Annotated in this window: 18 protein-coding genes and 1 tRNA gene; 11 read left to right on the forward strand and 8 right to left on the reverse strand. The window is 37.8% G+C overall.

All coding sequences use genetic code 11. The annotated features are described in order from the left end of the window. Nucleotides 1–298: 298 nt before the first annotated feature. Complete coding sequence (locus FW778_RS19155) at nt 299–1,540, reverse strand: YaiO family outer membrane beta-barrel protein (RefSeq protein ID WP_150416471.1); 1,242 nt, start codon at nt 1,538–1,540, stop codon at nt 299–301. A gap of 230 nt (nt 1,541–1,770) precedes the next feature. On the opposite strand from FW778_RS19155, the gene FW778_RS19160 reads away from it, so the two are divergent. Then, the gene (locus tag FW778_RS19160; protein ID WP_150416472.1) at nt 1,771–2,244 is read left to right on the forward strand and encodes a universal stress protein; all 474 of its coding nucleotides are present in this window, start codon (nt 1,771–1,773) and stop codon (nt 2,242–2,244) included. Nucleotides 2,245–2,292: 48 nt separating this feature from the next. Here FW778_RS19160 and ychF read toward each other — a convergent pair whose 3' ends face one another. The 3 genes from ychF to FW778_RS19175 all read right to left on the reverse strand — a co-directional run bounded on the left by ychF (nt 2,293) and on the right by FW778_RS19175 (nt 6,648). Then, nucleotides 2,293–3,393 (reverse strand): redox-regulated ATPase YchF, encoded by a 1,101-nt coding sequence (ychF, locus tag FW778_RS19165; protein ID WP_150416473.1) that lies wholly within the window; start codon nt 3,391–3,393, stop codon nt 2,293–2,295. A gap of 185 nt (nt 3,394–3,578) precedes the next feature. Then, complete coding sequence (locus FW778_RS19170; RefSeq protein ID WP_150416474.1) at nt 3,579–3,869, reverse strand: hypothetical protein; 291 nt, start codon at nt 3,867–3,869, stop codon at nt 3,579–3,581. A gap of 148 nt (nt 3,870–4,017) precedes the next feature. After that, a complete protein-coding gene (locus FW778_RS19175; protein WP_235906473.1) occupies nt 4,018–6,648 on the reverse strand; it encodes an outer membrane beta-barrel family protein in 2,631 nt (876 codons plus the stop codon). Between the two features lie 258 nt (nt 6,649–6,906). On the opposite strand from FW778_RS19175, the gene FW778_RS19180 reads away from it, so the two are divergent. The 8 genes from FW778_RS19180 (at nt 6,907) to FW778_RS19215 (ending at nt 15,014) form a co-directional block, all read left to right on the forward strand. Continuing rightward, nucleotides 6,907–6,980, forward strand: a tRNA-His gene (locus tag FW778_RS19180). A gap of 258 nt (nt 6,981–7,238) precedes the next feature. After that, on the forward strand, nt 7,239–8,129 hold the full coding sequence (locus FW778_RS19185; protein WP_150416475.1) for a sterol desaturase family protein: 891 nt from the start codon (nt 7,239–7,241) through the stop codon (nt 8,127–8,129). 168 nt (nt 8,130–8,297) lie between these two features. Then, nucleotides 8,298–10,436: a carboxy terminal-processing peptidase gene (locus FW778_RS19190; RefSeq protein ID WP_235906475.1), complete on the forward strand. Its 2,139-nt coding sequence runs from the start codon at nt 8,298–8,300 to the stop codon at nt 10,434–10,436. A 169-nt stretch (nt 10,437–10,605) separates the two neighbouring features. Beyond that, nucleotides 10,606–11,598, forward strand: a complete 993-nt coding sequence (pdhA, locus tag FW778_RS19195) for a pyruvate dehydrogenase (acetyl-transferring) E1 component subunit alpha (RefSeq protein ID WP_150416476.1) — start codon at nt 10,606–10,608, stop codon at nt 11,596–11,598. A gap of 63 nt (nt 11,599–11,661) precedes the next feature. After that, complete coding sequence (locus tag FW778_RS19200) at nt 11,662–12,375, forward strand: tetratricopeptide repeat protein (protein ID WP_150416477.1); 714 nt, start codon at nt 11,662–11,664, stop codon at nt 12,373–12,375. Between the two features lie 16 nt (nt 12,376–12,391). Then, complete coding sequence (ribH, locus tag FW778_RS19205; protein ID WP_150416478.1) at nt 12,392–12,880, forward strand: 6,7-dimethyl-8-ribityllumazine synthase; 489 nt, start codon at nt 12,392–12,394, stop codon at nt 12,878–12,880. A 76-nt stretch (nt 12,881–12,956) separates the two neighbouring features. Next, the gene (locus FW778_RS19210) at nt 12,957–13,679 is read left to right on the forward strand and encodes a (Fe-S)-binding protein (protein WP_150416479.1); all 723 of its coding nucleotides are present in this window, start codon (nt 12,957–12,959) and stop codon (nt 13,677–13,679) included. A gap of 42 nt (nt 13,680–13,721) precedes the next feature. Then, the gene (locus tag FW778_RS19215) at nt 13,722–15,014 is read left to right on the forward strand and encodes a tetratricopeptide repeat protein (RefSeq protein ID WP_150416480.1); all 1,293 of its coding nucleotides are present in this window, start codon (nt 13,722–13,724) and stop codon (nt 15,012–15,014) included. On the opposite strand, the gene FW778_RS19220 is transcribed toward FW778_RS19215, so the two are convergent. From FW778_RS19220 to FW778_RS23620, 3 genes are all read right to left on the reverse strand, one after another. Then, the gene (locus FW778_RS19220) at nt 15,003–15,689 is read right to left on the reverse strand and encodes a HupE/UreJ family protein (RefSeq protein WP_202552357.1); all 687 of its coding nucleotides are present in this window, start codon (nt 15,687–15,689) and stop codon (nt 15,003–15,005) included. The genes FW778_RS19215 and FW778_RS19220 overlap by 12 nt on opposite strands. Before the next feature lie 280 nt (nt 15,690–15,969). Next, on the reverse strand, nt 15,970–16,500 hold the full coding sequence (locus tag FW778_RS23615) for a DUF4331 family protein (protein ID WP_150416481.1): 531 nt from the start codon (nt 16,498–16,500) through the stop codon (nt 15,970–15,972). 38 nt (nt 16,501–16,538) lie between these two features. Further along, nucleotides 16,539–17,201 carry a DUF4331 family protein gene (locus FW778_RS23620; RefSeq protein ID WP_150416482.1) on the reverse strand — a complete coding sequence of 221 codons (663 nt, stop codon included), beginning with the start codon at nt 17,199–17,201 and terminating at the stop codon, nt 16,539–16,541. Between the two features lie 243 nt (nt 17,202–17,444). On the opposite strand from FW778_RS23620, the gene FW778_RS19235 reads away from it, so the two are divergent. Beyond that, nucleotides 17,445–17,852 carry an EVE domain-containing protein gene (locus FW778_RS19235; protein WP_150416483.1) on the forward strand — a complete coding sequence of 136 codons (408 nt, stop codon included), beginning with the start codon at nt 17,445–17,447 and terminating at the stop codon, nt 17,850–17,852. 40 nt (nt 17,853–17,892) lie between these two features. After that, nucleotides 17,893–18,576, forward strand: a complete 684-nt coding sequence (locus FW778_RS19240) for an SIR2 family NAD-dependent protein deacylase (protein WP_150416484.1) — start codon at nt 17,893–17,895, stop codon at nt 18,574–18,576. A 267-nt stretch (nt 18,577–18,843) separates the two neighbouring features. On the opposite strand, the gene FW778_RS23625 is transcribed toward FW778_RS19240, so the two are convergent. After that, nucleotides 18,844–18,972, reverse strand: coding sequence for a hypothetical protein (locus FW778_RS23625; RefSeq protein WP_262714421.1), 129 nt, complete (start codon nt 18,970–18,972; stop codon nt 18,844–18,846). Nucleotide 18,973: the final 1 nt, after the last annotated feature.

Consider the following 18,973-nt stretch of genomic DNA (forward strand, 5'->3'; position numbering starts at 1 on the left):
TTGGTGTGCCTAGCTATTTTCAAAACTAATAGAGTTTGGAGTAGTTAATGATATTGCATTTGTTTTAAACATCCTGGTTATTACTATTACCGTTTTTATTTTCTTGTATCTTTTAAATAAGAAGTTTGCCGGTTTTCATTATAACTTTTTCGCTGGTGCCGTTAGGTGCCGATCTTTGGGGGTTATTCGAACCATCATTGGATTAAGAATACTTCTTTTAAAGTTCATGACGTACCAGTTTTTAAACTATGCTTTGGTAAATTCGTGTACGGCGGGCAGTTATGTCTCTTGAAAAATACTAAAACCTGTGACTTATTCCGAGTGAAATATCAATTTGATTTCCTTTTACCGATGGTAAATATTCCTGGTTAATAAGCCCAGCACTTACTGATAATATATTCCACTTTAAAAATGTATGCGAGAAGGCTGCAGAAATTTTCTTTGAGGAAAGCTTGTTTTGTTTGGTGCTAAACTGGATATTCTGAGTGTTGTCATCCGGTGAAATTCCTGTGCCAATTGTAAGCCCTATAAAATCGTCCGCGCCTTCTAAATAATATCTTCCTGTTAAATTATAGGATTGCGAAAGGCTGCCGCCTGACGGTGTGATATACGTTCTTAAGTTGAATAAAAAGTTCTTGTAGTATTTACCAATAGCAGCAGTATAAATATAGGTAGGGCCTGTAAAATAGAGATATCTCATCCCTGCTTCGACTTCAAAACTATTTGGCAAGTTTGCATATAAAGAAAACCCTGCTCTGAACTGTGGAAACACGCCCACATTGCCGGAGTATCCCACATTTACATAACTATAAAAAGTTTTGCTGATGCGGGGATAAGCGTCTACCTCTGCCTGTACACCGTTAGTATTAAACCGGTTTGCATAATTCAATCTCGCAATAACAGAACCTAATTTCGTGTAGCAGCTATACGAAAGACTTGCCAAATTCCATGGCTGGTCATACTGCTTATCAAATGTGGTATAGTCATAATCAACACTTATTTTATTTATTGCGACAGCATCTTTAAGCCTTGTGGCTAATGCACGCGCCGCAGTATTATGTTTATTTTCTTTCAAGAGTTGCGTAGTGATAAGGCTGGCATCGTAGTATTTTTTTAAGGCATTTAAATTTTTAGCCTTCCTCAATAAAAGTTCCTGCGAAGACGGATAAACCGTGAGTGCTTTATCACAAATATCCAGCGACTCTTCATAATGATCGTTCCAATATTCAAGATCGGCAAATGCAATACTTGCATCTTCATTGTCCGGGTTGGAGTTAAGTATTTTGGTAAAATGATAACGTGCACTGTCGTATTCATTGTTCCATGCATACACTCTTCCTAAAAAAATATCTATATCAGCATAAGAAGGGGATATTTTAAGCGCCTCGTAAGAAAGTTGTTTGGCTTTATCGTAATTCTTATCGTCAAACGCAGCTTGCCTTGCCTCTTTAAACAATTCATCAGACGTAAGGCCGGTTTGTGCGCTTAAAAAATAGGAGGTCGCTAAAAGAAAGGAAAGAATTAAAAATTGTTTATTCATAAAATGAAGGTGCATATAATATAACGCTCAAACACCTGCCGGTATTATATTTCATCCCGCGATTTAAATATATTTACATATTAAACTGCGGGATGTAATTTTACCATGAAATAAAGTGTACAAAGACAAAATATAATTGTTTAAAAAAATCATATTATTGAGGCACATACTTTGTTAGGGATAATTGAACATACTCATTAATAAAAATTAACCAGTTTAAAACTATAATTATGAAAAAAGTATTGATAGCATTGGATTATGATCCGCCGGCTCAAAAAATTGCAGAGACAGGATATGCTTTGGCGAAAGATCTCCAGGCCGAAGTGGTTTTATTACACGTGGTGGCGGAAGCGTTTTATTATACTTCGTCTAACTACTCACCGATTATGGGCTATGAAGGATTTAATAACCTGGATATAGTTGCTATGGCAAATGTTGGTGAATTAAGGAATGCAGCGGGGGATTATCTTAATAAAACAAAACAGCATTTAAATGACTCATCCATTCAAACAATTGTTAAAGAAGGAGATTTTGCAGGCGGTATCTTAGAAGCAGCCAAAGAAGTTAACGCAGATGTAATTGTGATGGGGAGCCACGGGCGGCACGGGCTGGACAAAGTATTGCTAGGGAGTGTGGCGGAACAGGTTTTGCATAAAAGCGAAATTCCGATGTTCATTATCCCAACTAAAAAAATGGACAAATAGTTAGCGCTTGATCTTCTATAAAAATTAAAAATTTATTACAGCAAATAATTACACATTAAACCTGAAGTGCATCACATCACCATCCTGCACTATATATTCTTTTCCTTCTATTCTTAATTTCCCATTTTCGCGGCAAGCTGCTTCGGAGCCATAATGGATAAAATCGTTGTAAGAAATTACTTCTGCTTTTATAAATCCTTTTTCAAAATCGGTATGAATAACGGCAGCGGCCTGTGGCGCTTTCCATCCCTGGTGTATAGTCCAGGCACGCACCTCCTGCACACCCGCGGTAAAATAGGTTGAGAGATTTAATAATTTATAGGCCGAATGAATTAACCGGTCCAATGCAGGTTCTTCCATTTTATATTCATCCATAAACATTTGCTTGTCTTCAGGATTTTCAAATTCGGCTATCTGTGCCTCAATGGCATTGGTCATAACAATCACCTGAGCATTTTCTGCTTTAGCCGCCTCCACCAATTTATGGGAATATGCATTACCGGTATGCATAGACGCTTCGTCTACGTTGGCAACATATAGTACAGGCTTGTCTGTTAGTAAGAAACTGTCGGCTATTACTGCCCTTTCTTCTTTTGATAAATTAAGCGCAAGAATATTTTTCCCTTTTTCCAAATGGGCCTTGCATTTCAGCAATACTTCATATTCCTGCTTCACTTTTGCATCGCCGGTTTTAAGCATTTTTTCTGTCCGGGATAATTTACGGTCAACGCTATCCAGATCCTTTAATTGTAATTCTGTCTCAATAATTTCCTTATCGCTTATGGGATTAACAGGGCCTTCATCTCTTAAAATATTTTCATCGTCAAAACATCTTATTACATGAATAATTGCGTCTACCTCCCGAATGTTCGCCAAAAATTTATTACCTAATCCTTCCCCTTTGCTTGCACCCTTTACCAGGCCCGCAATATCAACAATTTCAATTTGTGTAGGTACTATCTTGTCTGGCTTTACAAGCCCGGCAAGTTTCTCAAGGCGTGCATCGGGCACATTAACAAGGCCTGTATTTGGCTCAATGGTGCAAAAGCGATAATTGCTTGCCTGCGCTTTGGCACTATTGCTAACTGCATTAAATAACGTTGATTTTCCTACATTGGGTAATCCCACAATTCCTGCACGTAAAGGCATATTGGTACTATATTTTTAACTGATAACTCTTATAAGTAACAGTTTTGATCAACAAATTTTTTATTAAAGTGCGCAAAGATAACAGTAAAATTTTTTTATACTGCTTTCCATTAAGCATTGTTTACAGCAGGCAAAAAAAATGACCAACTTCCGTTGGCCATTCATTAAAAATATATACCTACCAGCTAGACATCGTCGCTGCTTGTAGTTTTTGTATAGGTAACCTTATCAGTATGTGAGCCCCCTTTTGACCCGCCGCCTCTTATAAGTGCAATTATTATGAGTAAGAGAACCACGCCGCCAACTACCCATACCCACGGCTGAATAGTTGTTGCATTTTGAGTTGTAGTGGTGGTTGTTTGCGAACTGGCTGAAGAGCCGCTGCTATCCTGTCCATATGTAATTTGTTGGAGAAAGCTTAATACTATTAATGACAATAGAAAAAGACTGTTCCGAAGGTTTAAGATTTTTTTCATGATTAATTGTTTTAGTTAAAAAACCACTAAAACAATTAATATGCCATCTGTAGGTGAAATAATGAAACCCCCGTATGCAGGGGGTTTCATTAAATAAAATTTAAAATCTATATTATGTTATAATACTTTATTTTTTTAATTCGGGAGTTTATTGCCCCACACCCTGCATTCCATTTTGCAGTCCTTCCTGGTCTGCTTTCAGGTTTTTGCGTTTAAATAGCGAAACATCGAATTTACCAAACCGCCAGTTGAAACTTAAGCGAACCATTTGCGGATCCCTTCTTCGTTCATTATCCTGCACAGAATAAACGGTCTTTGAAAAATTAGAGATGGCATGCGTACTGTAAACTCTTGTTCTGAAAATATCGTTCATGCTCAGAGTTAAGGATGCGGCCTTATCTTTTAAAAAGTCTTTTTTCAAAGCAATATCAAATCCATAAACGGGATCAGTATATCCATTGGCAGTAGCTAAATTGCCGCCGCCAAAAAACATTCCGCCACCACCACCACCACGGTTAGGCGGTGTAATTGTTTTGCTGGTATAGTCTCCAGTAAATTGAATGGAATAATTTTTAGGTAATTTAAATTGATTATTAATTTTTCCAAACCAGCTTACTTTTTGGTTATTAAGATCACTCTCCAGGTTATTGCCGTTTATTTGTGAATTATAAACGTTTACGTTAGAAGTTAAGCTCCACCAGTCTGCAATTTTATTAGTTGAAGTTATTTCCAATCCGTAAGCGCTTGAACTGCTGGCATTGGCATAAGAAGAAATAAAGATGGAATCGAGCTTACCGGGATTAGGATTCCGGTCGCGGTACTGGTAACGTGTTATTAAATTATTAGTGTGCCGGTAATAAAGCGTTGCAATAATATTGTTGCCGTTTTTTAGATTCAAGTCATAGTTCAATTCAAATAAATTAGTAAATTCCGGAATAAGGCCCGGGTTACCACGGCTTATATTCAACGAATCACTGAAATCGTAATAAGGAATAAGCTGGAAAAAATTGGGCCTGTTTATTTTTCTTGAATAGTTTAATTGTATATCCTGCTTGTCATTAATTTTTTGCGTTAAAAATACACTGGGGAAAAAACTGAAAGGGTAGGCGTTTTTAAACACCTGGTTCGAATCAATAAGTTTTCCTGAATACTTCGAGCTTTCAATACGTCCCCCAACCTGGTAAGTAAACCCATTTATTTTTTGCGAGAAAGTAGTGTAAGCCGCATATACCTGGTCGGTAAACTGGTACTTGCTGTTAAGCCCCGGTATAGATTCATATTTATTAAGAGCGGTATTATAAAAATAGTTGTTATTATAACTGCTGTAATTTCTCACTGCAGCCCGCAAACCGGCTTCCAGCTTCATATTGTCAGTAATCGGATCGGTGTAATCTGTTTGCGCTGTAAAAAATTTCGTGTTGCCGCCACCGGTAGTCTGCTGCTGGTAAAGCGGCGTTTTAGGGTTTCCGTTACCATCAAAATATTGCGTGGAGAAAACACTGTTATTGGTATTAGTATGGTAATTATAATTTACGTCTGCCGTTATATCTTTATTGGGTTTGGCAAAATTATGTTTATAGCTGAATACGCCGCCGTAATTATGGAACGTGAAGTTGCCATTAGTATTACTTATCCCTGTTTCATGGGTCACGTAAGCAGGAAAAGTGCTGTCCCTGGTAATGTTGAGCAAACCTTCGCTGCTAAAACTTCCCCCAACAATTACACCTGATAAAGTGAATGTATTTCTTATATCCGGAAAATAATCGAACCCTGCGCGGCCAAAGGCAAAGTGCCCGTTATTTTCGGGCTTCCCGTTTTGAAATAGATTGGCAGTAACATTGGGCAGGTGATCGACCCTTGAAACACTTTGTGTTCCCAACGATTTACGCTGGTTATACATAGCGTTTGCGAAAAAATTTATTTTACCCTGCTTAATATTAATATCACCTCCTCCTCCGTAACGTAATCTCGAATCCAGGTTGGCTCTCACATTGCCATTATATCCTGCCTTCCTGTTTTTCTTTAAAACAATATTTAATATGCCCGAGCCGCCGCCTGATGCATCAAACTTTGCCGAAGGGTTTGTAATAATTTCAACACTTTCAATTTCATCAGCAGGTATCTGGTCCAGCGTTAAAGTGGTGGGCCTTCCATCAATAAATATCTGCGGCGTTGAATTACGCAGCGTTACATTGCCATCAATATCTACATTTACCGAAGGAATATTTTTCATTACATCGATAGCGCTACCACCAACACTCGTGAGGCTTTTATCAACGTTAAAAACTTTACGGTCAATGTTCATTTGCACCAGGCTTTTATCAGCAGCCACAACAACGGCCTGCAGTTGCTGATCGTCGTGCGGCATTTTAATATTGCCCAGGTCTTTATCAACCGCATTCAGCATCTGGCTCATATCGCCGCCGCCCATTTTTAAATTAAAAGCAACTTTTTCATTATAAGTTTTATAACCAACGGCCGTTATCAACAGTTGATAAGGAGTAATAACCGGCAATTTATCAATACTGAAGTCTCCTTTTTTATCCGTTAGCATAATGGCTACTACAAAATCTCTTCTTTTTTTAAGAGCCGTATCCATTTTATTTTGAGACAGTTGAATGGAAGCGCTTTCAATCGGCTTGCCTGTAACAGCATCAACCACTTTTCCATAGAAATGCCCAAGGTTCATGCTTTGTCCGCGGTTAGCACCGCCGGCATACTGTCCAAAGGCTATGGGCGAAATTACAAGTGCAAGCAGGGTTACGTAAAAATATCTCATGTTAGAATAGATTGATTTGATTTTGAGTCTTAGACGTCTTTAGTTTTAGAAATCTGCGCAAATGTGAAAATAAAATTTCGAAAGAATTTTCTAAATATAGATGAGTGGTAGTTGCGGACTTTTGGCCTGGCTTTACATCAATGAGAAACGTCCATATTTTGTTTCGGCACTAAAAAATATTTCTTCGTGCCTATATCTTTTAATAAAATGCTTTTGTTGTAAGTTTAAATTTTAATTAATTTTGGCGCTTCATAAACGGTGGTTGTAGCTCAGTTGGTTAGAGCATCAGATTGTGATTCTGAGGGTCGTGGGTTCGAGCCCCATCATCCACCCAAAAATTTCCCGCAGCAATGCGGGATTTTTTTTAAACGACAGCACATTGATAACTGTGTAGAAAATTTTATCTCTTCTATTTAACTCTTTTATTTCGTGGGTTCGTTTTAGTTTTTTGAGACGTTTCTTCTCTCTAATCCTGACAAATAATTACTGCATTATTTTCATCTTTATATTTTTCAAAAAAGTAAATTGCTTTTATTTTTAAAATGAACAGCTGAATTGTAAGCGTTATTTTCAAATTAATTTTAATAACTATGACGGGATTTCTCACTGACCAGGTAGCCATGCTTTTCAGTACCCCCATAACCTTATCATTGGTTTTAATTGAGATATTCATAAGTGTACGGTACGATAAGCAATACTATAATGTAAAAGATACCAAGGCTAATCTGGTACTTGGATTGGGATATGTAATAACAGATACTTTAAGTCGTACCGCCGGCTTATTTTTATTAGCCATTTTTTATTATTATGGATTTCATTTTTCATTAAGCAGCCATCATATTGTTTTGTACTGGATTTCATTGGTATTGCTGGAAGATTTTGTTTATTGGTTTATGCACATGATGGATCACCGTGTACGTTTTTTGTGGGCAGGACATATTCATCACCATTCATCAAAAGAATTTAACTTTTCTGTAGGCCTGCGCTCTGCTGTATTCGAGCCCATTGAAAAATTTTTCTTCTTCATCCCATTGGCTTTAATAGGCTTCCGTCCTTTGGATATTATTCTAATATATGTGCTTGCACAAGGATGGGGAACATTTGTACATACCAGGATGATTAAAAAGTTGGGGCCGCTGGAGTATTTTTTTACTACACCTTCCCATCACCGGGTACATCATGGGACCAATATAAAATACCTCGATAAAAATTATGGGATGTTCCTTATTATCTGGGATAAAATTTTTGGAACTTTCTGTGCTGAAGACCCTGTTGAACCCGTGCAATTCGGAACAGTAAAAAATGTTGAATACAGGAATTATATGGATATTATATTCAATGAATATGGCGCCATTATAAAAGACACTAAACAGGATATTTCCTTTAAAGAGAAGATGCAATATATCTTTGGGCCTCCAGGTTACAGCCATGATGGAAGCCGCAAAACAACCCGTGAAATGCAAAAGGGTAACAAGAATTAATTAAGTATTTTCTAATATCTTCAATGAGTTATTGAAACCAAACGCAATAATTTCTAAAATTAACCGTCCATACATTATACAAAACCTTTGTTAATAAAACATACTATTTTTAATCGCAGAATCTATTTTCTGTTATTTTTACGTATGAATCCTTTAATGAATTTTATTATGAGTAAAAAATTTCTACCCGTCCTGCTGGTATTGATATGTGGCGGTTTGTTTGTAACCTATGGAGTAATGGGCAGGGGCGACCGGCTGAGTGATAATCCAAAAACCAAGTATGAAAAGATACTCAAGAATGTAGGGATTGTGCTGGAAGAAGGCCATTACAGCCCCAAGACTATTGATGACGCATTTTCCAAGGAAGTGTTGAATAAATATGAAGATGGATTAGACCCTGATAAATTTATATTTTATCAGAAAGATATAGACGACTTCAAAAAATATGAAAATAAGATTGATGATGAAATTCACGGTGCTCCGCTCGAATCATTTTATGCAATAAGCAAAACCTACCTGGCAAGGCTAAACGAAGTTTCTAAAAATTACAAAGAGATCTTAAGCAAGCCATTCGATTTTTCCAAAGATGAATCGTTACAACTGGATGGCGAAAAGAGGACTTTCCCTAAAACCGAGGCCGAAAGATATGATTACTCCAGGAAGCGCTTAAAGTACTTAGTGCTCGGCCGTTTCGTTGATTTACAGGATGAAAGGGCAAAGCTGAACAAGGACTCTTTGCACAAAGCTGATTCAACGCTTGAAAGAGAAGCCCGTGAAATAGTTAGCCGGCAAATGGATCGCTATTTTCTTACTTTAAAAAACCACAATACGCCCGATGATATGTTCAGCGATTTTGTAAATGCGATCACGGGTAGTATGGATCCGCATACAACTTATTTTGAGCCTGTTGATAAAAGAAGCTTTGATGAACTTTTAAGCGGTACTTTTTTTGGAATCGGTGCTCAATTAAAAGAAGATGACGGCAAAATAAAAATAGGCAGTCTTATTACAGGGGGCCCGGCCTGGAAATCCGGCGACATTCAACCGGAGGATGAAATAATTAAAGTTGCGCAAGGTAATGCAACGCCCGTTGACGTAACAGGCTATGCAGTTACCGACGCGGTAAAATTGATCAGGGGTGAGCAAAAGGGCTCTGAAGTAAGGCTTACACTTAAAAAAGCAGACGGCTCCATTAAAGTGGTTCCTATATTAAGAGATAAAATTTCTTTGGATGATACTTTTGCAAAAAGCGCTATTGTAAATGACGGAACTAATAAAATTGGTTATATATATCTGCCGGAGTTTTACGCAGATTTTGATGACCCATCCGCACGCCGCTCTGCAACTGATGTTGCAAAGGAAGTGCAAAAGCTTAAAGATGCAAAGGTGGATGGTATTGTAATAGATCTTCGTGGCAACGGGGGAGGTTCGTTAAATGATGTTGTGGACATGGTTGGCCTGTTTATTAAAGATGGTCCTGTTGTTCAGGTGAAAGGCCGCGATGAAAAAGCAAGCGTCCTGAACGACAGGGATAAAGATGTTTTATACTCCGGCCCGCTAGCCGTAATGGTAGATGAAATGAGCGCATCAGCCTCAGAAATTTTCGCGGCAGCCATACAGGATTATCATCGTGGTGTTATTATTGGCAGCACCTCTACCTATGGTAAAGGAACAGTTCAGCGCAGCATATCTTTAGACCCGCAGTCAGAAAATCCTTTGTTCAGCAAGCCTTCAGAAGGGCTCGGTGATCTTAAACTTACCTTCCGTAAATTTTACAGGATCAACGGCGGCGCCACTCAATTGCGTGGTGTGGTTCCCGACATCATAATACCTGACAGGCTGGAAAATGTGAAATTCCGTGAAAAAGACAATCCGGATGCATTGAGCTGGGATGAAATTCCTAAAGCAACTTACACTACCTGGAACCCGGGTTATAGCTATAATTCTATCGTAAGTGAAGCTAATACCGATCTTCAAAAGAGCCCGGTTTTTAAAGGCATAAGAGAAGACGTAGACCAGCTTGATAAATATAATGACGCGGAAACTCCTCTTAATATTCAAAAATATCGTGCACAAATAGAACAGATCAAAACACTGTCTAAAAAGCTGGATAGTCTTACTAAACTTAGCAGCGAGTTCCCGGTTCATAATATTGCTTCCGATTCATTGACCCTCGGTAACGATTCTGATAAAATTGCCAAGAACAAACAATTTTTGAAACATATTGGTGATGATATTTATATTAATCAAACGGTGAAGGTTGTAGAAAAAATGATTGGCGAAGAGCAACTGGCTCAAACAAAATAATTTAATTTATAGTAATACAAAAGACCGGCTTTCGTGCCGGTTTTTTTTGTCATAAATCGCTTTGATAATCATTATTTATTCAACATTTTTTATTAACTCATTTTTACTATAAACTCATCAAACATTATTTTTCTTTTTACCCTATCTTTGCCGCCTAAAAATTATAAGCTTGGCTACAAAGTTTACTAAAGAAACTTATCTCTACTGGTACGAATTAATGCTTTTGCTTCGCAGGTTCGAAGAAAAAGCAGGCCAGATGTATGGTATGCAGAAGATCCGTGGTTTTTGTCATTTATATATTGGCCAGGAAGCAATTGCTGCCGGCTGTATGACTGCCACAATTCCCGAAGACATTTTTATTACGGCGTATCGCGACCATGCCCTTGCGATCGCCAAAGGCGTTTCCGCGAAATCATGTATGGCGGAACTATATGCAAAGGCTACCGGTTGCAGCAAAGGAAAAGGAGGCAGTATGCACATGTTTGGTGTGAAAGAAAGATTTTTTGGAGGACATGGTATTGTGGGAGCGCAGATAGGAACCGGGGCAGGCCTGGCTTTCGCAGAAAAATATAAAGGCACTAAGAACGCTGTGCTTTGTTTCTTTGGGGATGGCGCCGCAAGGCAGGGCATACTTCATGAAACATTTAATATGGCCATGTTATGGAAACTGCCGGTAGTTTTTATTTGCGAGAATAATAATTATGCTATGGGAACTTCAGTGGCACGCACTTCGAATGTTTTGGATATTTATAAACTGGCAGATGCGTATGATATGCCGGGCGACAGGGTAGATGGTATGAATCCTGAGACAGTGCATGAAGCCGTTGAAAGAGCTGTGAAAAGAGCAAGAGACAATGGTGGCCCGACTTTATTAGAAGTAAAAACGTATCGCTATAAAGGCCACAGTATGAGTGACCCTGCCAAGTACCGCACTAAAGAAGAAATGGAAGAATATAAATTACAGGATCCATTAGAAACGTCCCTGGCCAAATTAAAAAACGATTTTGGCGTAAGTGATGAAGAAATTGAGACTATTAATGAAAGGGTAAAAGCCGAAGTGGAAGAATCAGTGAAGTTTGCTGATGAAAGCCCTTTCCCTGATGATGATGAGATGTATAAAGATATATATGTTGAAGAAGATTATCCTTTCATCATGGACTAAAAAAATAATTGACTAATAAACCAATCAACCAATAAACCAGTTAACAAATCAACAAAAAAAATAATGGCTGCTAAAGCAATACAACACACAGAAATTGATCCCGTACAAAGAGCCCGTGGATTTTGGTTAAACTATAGTAAGCCTTTAATTTATATAGGTTCTGCAGTTATTGTTATCCTCGCCGGATGGCTTATTTATAAATACATGTTTAAACTTCCCAAAGAAGAAAAAGCAAACGATGCAGTATTTATAACACAAAAATATTTCTCAGATTTTGCCAATGCCCAGGGTTCAGATTCAGCGAAAGCATTGCAGGCTGCAAAAATTCTTAATGGCGATGGAAGGAATGACGGGGCTTTAAGAATCATTAATAAATATTCCGGTACTGCTGCTGCAAACCTTTGTGAATATTATGCGGGCGCTTGTTACCTCCATCTTCACCAATATGATAAGGCAATAAAATTTCTTAAAGATTTTGATGCGGATGGTGCCACCCAAATAAAAAGCAGGGCTTATGGAATGATTGGTGATGCAAGCGCTGAGCTTAATAAAAATGATGATGCGCTTGATTATTATAAAAAGGCAGCTAATGTGGATGATAAAGATGAATATACTTCTTCAGAATATTTGTTCAGGGCGGCGCTCTTTGCGCAATCAATCGGTAAAACAAAAGATGCTATTGATCTTTTTAAAAAGATAAAAGAAGAATATCCTTTATCAGAGAAGGCAGCAGATGTTGACCGCTATTTAGCAAAACTGGGAGAATTTTCAGAATAATTTTATTGCAAACCTGATGGGATCAGTAAACGAAAATCTATATAATTTTAATGCAGGCATTCTTTCAAAGGATGCCTGTATTGTTATTGTGCATACTGAGTGGAATGCTGAAATAGTGAATAAGCTGCTTGAGGGTTGTAAAAAGATCCTTAAGCAATATGGTATGAATAATTATAAGATTATTACCGTTCCCGGTGCATTTGAAATTCCATTTGCGGTAAAGAATTTTTGGGATACCTATCAGAATAAGTTTGAAAAACCGCAGGCATTTATTGCATTGGGTTGCGTACTGCGTGGTGACACACCACATTTTGAGTATGTATGCAAAGCCGTGACGGATGGAGTGTTGCACCTTAATTTAATATTGCCCGTACCTACAATTTTTGGCGTGCTTACGGTAGATAACCAGCAACAGGCAGACGAACGTACTGGTGGGGTACATGGCAATAAAGGAGAAGAAGCCGCATTATCAGCATTGAAGATGATGGCACTTAAATATTCATAGTTCATTTTTCGTGTTGGCTTACCTGTTAGCAACAGCCATTATATAATTGAACACCCTTAATGAAGAAATTTTATAAATGAAAGTACAATTATTCATACCCTGTTTTGTTGACCAGTTATATCCTCAAACGGCCTTTAATATGGTGAAGGTGCTGGAGAAAGCCTGTTGCGATGTTGAATACAATACCAACCAAACCTGTTGCGGCCAGCCTGCTTATAATGCGGGTTTTTGGGAAGATGCAAAAAAGGTAGCTACCAAATTTTTAAAAGATTTTGAGGGAACGGATTATATCGTGGCACCATCCGCATCGTGCGTAGGTTTTGTAAGAAATTACTATAATACACTGTTTGAAAATTCTTCTTTGCATAACAATGTAAAAGATGTTTCTAAGAGAATATTTGAGTTCACTGAGTTTCTTACTAACATTTTGCGCATCGAAAACTTTGGCGCAACATTAAATGCCAAAGCTACCTATCACGATAGTTGCGCAGGCCTGCGTGAATGTAAAATAAAAGAAGGCCCGAGAAAATTGCTCGATAAAGTAAGAGGGCTTGAACTGATTGAAATGGCTGACAACGAAACCTGCTGCGGTTTTGGAGGTTCGTTCGCTGTTAAGTTTGAAGCCATATCAATTGCAATGGCCGATCAAAAAGTAAATAATGCCCTGAATACAGGCGCCGAATATATCATCTCTACAGACCTGAGCTGCCTTATGCATCTTGATGGATACATCACCAAAAAAGAATTGCCAATAAAAACAATGCACATTGCCGACGTGTTGGCGAGTGGATGGGAATAAAGAACCACGGTAGCATAAAATTCGTACATAATTAAAAATTTTATGTTGAAAAATCTCTTCCCCCTTATGGCGATTATTGCTATCCTTTCTTCATGCAATCATGATAAGAAAATAATTGTTGAATCTGCTTATATTGATAGCTTAATTAATAATTACACAGAACCAGCTGTAGCTGCGAATGCGGCAGACATCAAATTCTGGGGCAGCAGGATAGATACTGCCCATCCCGGCTTTACCAACGAATTGAAATACTCGTCTATGCTGGCGGCAAGATTTGCATTGAAAGGGGATATTCATGATTTGAAGTCTTCTGACAGTATTTTAAAGGCTATCGCCAAAACGTTTAATTATAAAGAAACTGCTCCTTATACTGCTTTGGTACCTCGTTCCATTTCGCAACATAAATTTAACGAGGCGGATACCTTTTTAACCAAAGCCAAACAAATAGGAATAAAGCCATATGATGATGGCGCTTATTCTTTTGATGTAAATTTTGAATTGGGAAGGTACCTGCCAGCGACGCAATATTTAAATAAAATAAAATCGAATACGGATTACGGTTATGAATTCAGGTTATCGAAACTGGAACACTACAAGGGCAATCTCGATTCTGCTATAAAGGCTATGCTGAATGCTTCATTGCTCGCAGGTAACAATCCCACGTTAATTGCTGCTGCTTTATCAAATGCCGCTGATTTATATGTTCACGAAGGAAAACTGGATGAAGCATATCAGTTATATAAAAAATCTGTTGCTGCTTACTCAAGCGATTTGCATAGCATCATGGGTATTGGATGGATTGCATTGGTTCATGACAGAAATGATTCTCTTGCAAGAAAAATATTTCTTTTTGTATCCACTAAAACACAGGCGCCCGATCCGATTTTAAAACTTTCTCAGGCTGCTGAATTAAATAATGATTCTGCAGCTGTGAAAAAATATGCACAACAATTTGCTGACATTACTGGTAATCCGCTCTATGGGACTATGTATAACAAATACCTGGTTGAATTGTACACCGGTATATTAAATGATCCTGCAAAAGCAGAAGCAGTTGCACAAAGTGAAATTGCTAACAGGCAAACGCCACAAACTTATGCATGGTATGTTTGGTGTTTGTATTTCAATAATAAGAAAGACGAGGCTTATAAACTATATGAAGCACATGTTTCCGGCAAACCTCTTGAGGGTATTGAATTGTATTGGATGGGTAAATTTATGAAGGGATTGGGCAAAGGATATAATGCTCATGAATTTTTTAAAGCCGCAGCTAAAAACAAATATGATCTCAGTCCTTCAATGATGAAAGACCTGCAAGATAATTTAGAAGAATAATCTTTGAATAGTCCAGAAGGCGGCAACCATTGCAATAATTACCGATAAGGGAATAACAATTCCTTTGCGGTACCAGGGTTTATTTCCAAACCATTTTCCAAATAATAAATAAGCTGAAATAATAACGGTCATTTGTCCGAGTTCCACACCCAGGTTAAACATTAAGATAGAAGTCAGGTAAGATTTTGCAGGCAGCCCTAACTGTCCTAAAGCGCTCGCAAAGCCCATTCCATGTACAAGTCCGAATAAAAACACAATCCCGATTCTTGATTTTTTTAATTTAGGTGAAAAGATATTTTCAAGGGCTACATACATAATGGAGAGTGCAATCACAGGTTCCACGATGCTGGCCGGTGGTTTAATTATATGGTACATGGAAAGTCCTAACGTTACAGAGTGTGCAACCGTAAACGCAGTTGCCTGCCATAATACCGGCTTTAATTTCGGGCTTAATAAATAGAGGCTTAATACAAATAAAATATGGTCAAGGCCCAAAGGAAGTATGTGGGTATATCCTAATTGCAGGTAAAGGAAAGCCGCATCTTTGCCGGACATTTTTTCAAGTTCGCCAACTACAGTATGAGCAAATAATGTGTTGCTGATAACCAAACTTAAAATGAAGATGCCAATAATTTTTCTATAATGGCCTCTGCTATATGAATTCGTGTCTTTCATTATCTTTTATTCAAAGCGGAAAATTTATTTATCCTGTTACTATTGATCATAAGTACTATTTATTAATCTGCATTTATGCTTCCCTGTTAGTCCTGCTCCGTTTATCAATTTGGCAGTATTGCCTTTTAATATCACTATTTTTTTGTCTTCCTTCTGTAGATACGTTATTATTAAAAACCCAGTTTTAGCTTTTATCATACAGCAGTCAAAATTTGTTGTATTGAGTTTATAAAAAAACCGGGAATTTCTTCCCGGTCTTTTTTATAAATGGATGAATTTATTAATGAGGAGTTGCTAAATAGGGAAATGTAGTTGAAAATGCCACATCATTTGCGTTAACATGATCACTTGTTAATCCCGGGTTACCCGTACCTGTAGGCCCTCCGAAGATCAATAACAATTCAACATCAATTACATCATCATTTAGCGCACGGCCGGTTAAAACATTGGTGCCATCGAAAAATGTTGTTTTGCCGGTCGTTGATACATTTAGCACATCGGTGGCCAGTAACGTGGTAAAAGCTTTTGCATCAAGAGTTAATGCATTAGTGGTATACGCTGAGTTTAATGCTAACAACCTTGCCTGGAATTTTGATTGAAAGGCGGCTCCCATCGCGGAGGGTACTGTAACATTGAATGCTTCTTTATCTGTGGCGTTTGCATTAAATACGGTATTGATAGCGGGCCTGGCCATTTGATCCTGTTGCTCATAATATACGGTAGGACCATTTCCTGGATTTTTATCTTTACACGCTGTGAAAATCATGCTGCCGGTAATAAGGAGCGTTAATAATTTTATTGTTGTTTTCATTGTAATAATATTTTTATTGTAATTAATAAGTTAACAGGTTATACTTTTTTCTTTGTTTCAAGCCAAACATTTATTTTTCCTGATCCGCCTAGGGCTACTTTTGGAACTTCTACAACTACGCTCATGACGTTAGTACCTGCAAAAGCATCTACACCTGGGTTCCTGAAGCCTTCTGCCGTTCCGGCTAAAATTGCATGAAATTGATCCAGGTCAAAAAAGAAAGGATCATCCCTGGGGCCTGCAAAAACAGAAATCCCGTTTTTAGTGGCTACTATTGGAGCTGAAGCACCATAAGGAGTTACTTTTACAGATGCCGTTGCGGTTCCTTCAATCTTACTGCGGGTACCGGTTACTGAAGGCGCTATTGGCCCGTAAACCTTCATCATATTTGATGCAGCATCATACTTGCATTGAATAACCAGATCTTCAATATTGTCATTGTTGTTGTCAATATTAAATTCAATAAGCGTGTTCTCGTCAAATTTTGCTGCGCCGGTAGTTGCAGGGGTTAAGAGGCCTTGTGTGTTTGCTACAAAAACCATGTTGTCAGTATTCGCACCCTGGAATACATACAAATCTGTAATGTCTGTAGTCTGGTTGGTTACTGATGGTGCATCAATATGGTCGGCTGCATAAATGATGCCTCCGGTAACCAGTGCAATGGCAGCGATAGCCGCGAAAAGAATTTTTTTACGTTTCATTTTTTTATATTTTTTAGATTAATAATCAGTTCGGCGAATTAAACTTTCAGGAAGATTAATAAACTGAACAAATAATTTGATGCCACATACAGTTACGAGAAAGAGATAATTATGGTTTTATTAAGAAAAAAAATATTAATCAATGAGAATAATGTGATAAATAATAATTGCGCTTAAAATTTTAAGTGGTTACATTTTCTCATAATCGTTTTATCTTTCCCGAAATATTTAAAAAATTATTTTATGAATTATTGGCTCGTCAAATCCGAACCCTCCGTTTATAGCTGGGAGCAACTGGTAAAAGATAAAAAGACAACGTGGGACGGCGTAAGAAATTATGCAGCAAGGATCCACCTGCGTGCAATGAAGAAGGGAGATGAAGTTTTATATTATCACAGCAACGAAGGAATGGAAATCGTTGGCATTGCAAAGGTTGATAAAGAAGCATACCAGGATCCCACAACAAAAGATGAATGGGTTGCTGTTGATTTGAAGCCTTTTAAAAAATTGAAAAAACCCGTAAGCCTTATAACGGTAAAGAATGATAAACGTCTAACGGACATGGCGCTCGTTCGGCTTGGCAGATTATCTGTTCAGCCTGTTGCAGAAAAAGAATGGAAGATTATTATGGAGATGGCAGGAGAGAAATGAATTTTAATCTGATTTTTCATTATTGATAATAATTATTTTAATGAAAAAAAATCTTGTGGTACTAACGGGCGCAGGCATAAGCGCAGAAAGTGGTTTAAAGACTTTCCGCGATAGTGATGGGCTTTGGATGGGCTACAACGTGTATGAAGTGGCAACACCTGAAGGCTATAAAAAGAATCCTAAACTCGTTCTTGATTTTTATAACATGAGAAGGAGAGAAGTGGCCGCGGCGCAGCCCAATGCAGCACATAAAGGAATTGCTGATTTACAAAATCATTACAACGTAACCGTTATTACACAAAATATAGATGACCTGCATGAACGGGCAGGATCAAAAAATGTGTTGCATTTGCATGGAGAGATTTTTAAAATGCGCGGAGAAAAAGACCGCAACACATTGTATGAAATTACCAGAGATATTAATGTGGGCGACCTGGCTCCTGATCAAACACAATTTCGCCCGCACGTGGTATGGTTTAATGAGCCGGTGCCCATGATCGAAAAAGCGAGCATTATAATGTCAGAAGCAGATATTTTTATTTTAGCAGGTACATCGTTGCAGGTATACCCAGCCGCCGGCTTAATAGATTACCTGCCCGCAGACGTTCCTAAATATATTATAGATATTCATCCGCCATACCTACAGCCCCATCACAATTTTTATGTAATTAAAAAGTCGGCTACCGAAGGAATTGCTGAACTGTTGAATATTTTAACCAGTTAAAAGCGTTTGAATATCTTATTACTTTCGATAATTGAAGTGATATGATCTGTTAGTTATATATTTATATTCTTACGATAGTATTCAATTTCTTCCCCGTAAAAAAATACCCATGTTGCAAAATCATGAGAAAAATTAATAAACCGGTTTCCATCTTTGCAGGAACAAAAATTATATCACCCTGTTGGCACGTTATCGTTTCTTCATTTCTTGAATTCAGCAATTCCCGATGCAATGATATAGAGTTCATCTTTCTTGTGAGGTTGTTGTTCATCCTTGTTTTGGTGCAAAGTATTTAACCGTCATGGTCCCGTCTTTCATTACTTCATTAAAGAATTTCTTCTCTTTATTTAAGAGTGTAGAAGCTTCGTCTATGCTTATATGATAGTCATGCTTCATT

The sequence above is a fragment of the Ginsengibacter hankyongi genome, assembly GCF_008710285.1.
Lineage (GTDB): Bacteria > Bacteroidota > Bacteroidia > Chitinophagales > Chitinophagaceae > Ginsengibacter > Ginsengibacter hankyongi.

Excerpts from the sequence above, each read along its gene's own strand:
- FW778_RS19155 (WP_150416471.1), bottom strand. The coding sequence starts at position 1,540 with ATGAATAAACAATTTTTAATTCTTTCCTTTCTTTTAGCGACCTCCTAT.
- FW778_RS19160 (WP_150416472.1), top strand. The coding sequence starts at position 1,771 with ATGAAAAAAGTATTGATAGCATTGGATTATGATCCGCCGGCTCAAAAA.
- ychF (WP_150416473.1), bottom strand. The coding sequence starts at position 3,393 with ATGCCTTTACGTGCAGGAATTGTGGGATTACCCAATGTAGGAAAATCA.
- FW778_RS19170 (WP_150416474.1), bottom strand. The coding sequence starts at position 3,869 with ATGAAAAAAATCTTAAACCTTCGGAACAGTCTTTTTCTATTGTCATTA.
- FW778_RS19175 (WP_235906473.1), bottom strand. The coding sequence starts at position 6,648 with ATGAGATATTTTTACGTAACCCTGCTTGCACTTGTAATTTCGCCCATA.
- FW778_RS19185 (WP_150416475.1), top strand. The coding sequence starts at position 7,239 with ATGACGGGATTTCTCACTGACCAGGTAGCCATGCTTTTCAGTACCCCC.
- FW778_RS19190 (WP_235906475.1), top strand. The coding sequence starts at position 8,298 with ATGAGTAAAAAATTTCTACCCGTCCTGCTGGTATTGATATGTGGCGGT.
- FW778_RS19200 (WP_150416477.1), top strand. The coding sequence starts at position 11,662 with ATGGCTGCTAAAGCAATACAACACACAGAAATTGATCCCGTACAAAGA.
- ribH (WP_150416478.1), top strand. The coding sequence starts at position 12,392 with ATGGGATCAGTAAACGAAAATCTATATAATTTTAATGCAGGCATTCTT.
- FW778_RS19210 (WP_150416479.1), top strand. The coding sequence starts at position 12,957 with ATGAAAGTACAATTATTCATACCCTGTTTTGTTGACCAGTTATATCCT.
- FW778_RS19215 (WP_150416480.1), top strand. The coding sequence starts at position 13,722 with ATGTTGAAAAATCTCTTCCCCCTTATGGCGATTATTGCTATCCTTTCT.
- FW778_RS19220 (WP_202552357.1), bottom strand. The coding sequence starts at position 15,689 with ATGAAAGACACGAATTCATATAGCAGAGGCCATTATAGAAAAATTATT.
- FW778_RS23615 (WP_150416481.1), bottom strand. The coding sequence starts at position 16,500 with ATGAAAACAACAATAAAATTATTAACGCTCCTTATTACCGGCAGCATG.
- FW778_RS23620 (WP_150416482.1), bottom strand. The coding sequence starts at position 17,201 with ATGAAACGTAAAAAAATTCTTTTCGCGGCTATCGCTGCCATTGCACTG.
- FW778_RS19235 (WP_150416483.1), top strand. The coding sequence starts at position 17,445 with ATGAATTATTGGCTCGTCAAATCCGAACCCTCCGTTTATAGCTGGGAG.
- FW778_RS19240 (WP_150416484.1), top strand. The coding sequence starts at position 17,893 with ATGAAAAAAAATCTTGTGGTACTAACGGGCGCAGGCATAAGCGCAGAA.
- FW778_RS23625 (WP_262714421.1), bottom strand. The coding sequence starts at position 18,972 with ATGAAGCATGACTATCATATAAGCATAGACGAAGCTTCTACACTCTTA.